This is a genomic window from Nocardia sp. NPDC059180 (assembly GCF_042754945.1).
In the GTDB taxonomy this organism is placed as follows: Bacteria; Actinomycetota; Actinomycetes; order Mycobacteriales; family Mycobacteriaceae; genus Nocardia.
Genome location: NZ_JBHZBU010000020.1, coordinates 1 through 1615 on the forward strand (window position 1 = coordinate 1; position 1615 = coordinate 1615).

Sequence of the window (1615 nt, forward strand, 5' to 3'; positions counted from 1 at the left end):
GTGTTATACACACTGACAATGTATTCAGGGGTTGGCGACAGCTGTTTACACAAAATGATTTTATGGCGCTCACATGGTATAACCTTCCGTTATGGAATGGAGCAAAGGCGTCAGGAAGAACACCGCAGTATACCCGCTGGGGAAACATCCTCATGCTAAAAGGTGACGTGGCGTGTGACCTCGGCGTTGACTTTGCACAATTGCCCGCGTCATATTCACCGTCAGACAAAAAGGCGGTCATGGCAACAGCATACGGAACGACAGGCTTCACAAAATTTTATATCAACACTGACGGTAAACTGGCGTTTGTCGGCTTTTCAGGAAACAATCAGTCCGCCGTGTCCAGTTGGTCATTAGACGCGGCAGTGCCTTACTAGGAGGGTTGGAGCAATGGAAATGATACAAGTATTCGTATATGATTCGGATTTCATCTTCGACTATCCTGAAATTGTTCCGGCTGATTCCGTACCGGATAATGCGACAACCGTACAGCCGCCGGGATATTGGCGGGCGCAATTTCAGAAGGATAGAAAACTATGGATTGAATCCGCTTCAGACGAACAAATAAATGAAATGAGACAACAAATGAGGGAGAGTGTAAAAGAATGAGTTTCATGGAGAATGTTGCAAGTGAAGCACAAAAATTATACGGTGTAAGTCGAGTTTTACCTTCAGTTATCACAGCACAAGCCATACATGAGTCAAATTGGGGCAAATCCGGGCTTGCTACGCGTGCAAATAACCTGTTTGGTATAAAAGGTATCGGGAACGCTGGAACCGTTCATATGGGCACGTGGGAGGTTTTAAACGGGGTCGATAAAACAATCAAAGCAGGGTTCCGGGCGTATAAGTCTGTTCGCGATTCTATCATAGACCTTGTGAACCTCTATAACCGTCTTGACCGTTATAAGGCTGTTGTCGGGGAAACGAACTATGTACAAGCTTGTGCCGCCATCCAAAAGGGTGGATATGCGACAGACCCGAACTATGCGAAGAAGCTTATCGCCACAATCGAAGCCCACGGGCTGACGAAATACGATAAGGTCGGGAACAAAGCCGCAGTGAAGGCGAAACCTGCCAAGTCGTCCGGCTCGACATATACCGTTAAGGCGGGTGACACATTGACAGCAATTGCAAAGAAATATAATACGTCAGTGAAGGAGTTGGCGAAAGTGAACGGTATTAAAGATGTTAATATGATTCGTGTTGGTCAAGTCCTGAAGGTATCAGGAGCCGCACCATCCGGCGGTACATTCTACACCGTAAAGGCGGGCGACAACCTGACGAAAATTGGTAAGAAATTCGGTGTGTCCGTTAAGACATTGACCACAGTTAATCGTATCCCGGATGCGAATAAGATTTATGTCGGTCAACGGTTAAGGGTGAAATAATTTACAATATATACTAACATTTGTTAAAATTAAGTAGAATAGGAGCCGCGGAAGACTTCTATTCTATCTGTAACAATAGAGTCACGCCCGAGACACAACCCGCTGGAAAAATATCCGGCGGGATTTTTTATTATTGACAGTTCCCGGGTGACATGTTAATTAGCACAGAAATGTGGGATTGTCAAGGAAAATCAGTGAATTTAGCGGCAAGAATCGTACCTCTC

3 protein-coding genes are annotated in these 1615 nt (G+C 45.4%); all 3 read left to right on the forward strand.

What is annotated here, in order from left to right:
- A partial coding sequence (locus tag ACFXNW_RS30000) for a hypothetical protein (protein ID WP_379421173.1) occupies window positions 1–377 on the forward strand: 377 nt, incomplete at its 5' end.
- 13 nt (window positions 378–390) lie between these two features.
- Window positions 391–609 (forward strand): hypothetical protein, encoded by a 219-nt coding sequence (locus ACFXNW_RS30005; RefSeq protein WP_376642732.1) that lies wholly within the window; start codon window positions 391–393, stop codon window positions 607–609.
- On the forward strand, window positions 606–1391 hold the full coding sequence (locus ACFXNW_RS30010; protein ID WP_376322298.1) for a glucosaminidase domain-containing protein: 786 nt from the start codon (window positions 606–608) through the stop codon (window positions 1389–1391). Before ACFXNW_RS30005 ends, ACFXNW_RS30010 begins: the two co-directional genes overlap by 4 nt.
- The last annotated feature ends 224 nt before the right edge of the window (window positions 1392–1615 follow it).

Bases quoted from the DNA above. Each gene is read 5' to 3' on its own strand.
- ACFXNW_RS30005 (WP_376642732.1), top strand. From the start codon at position 391: ATGGAAATGATACAAGTATTCGTATATGATTCGGATTTCATCTTCGAC.
- ACFXNW_RS30010 (WP_376322298.1), top strand. From the start codon at position 606: ATGAGTTTCATGGAGAATGTTGCAAGTGAAGCACAAAAATTATACGGT.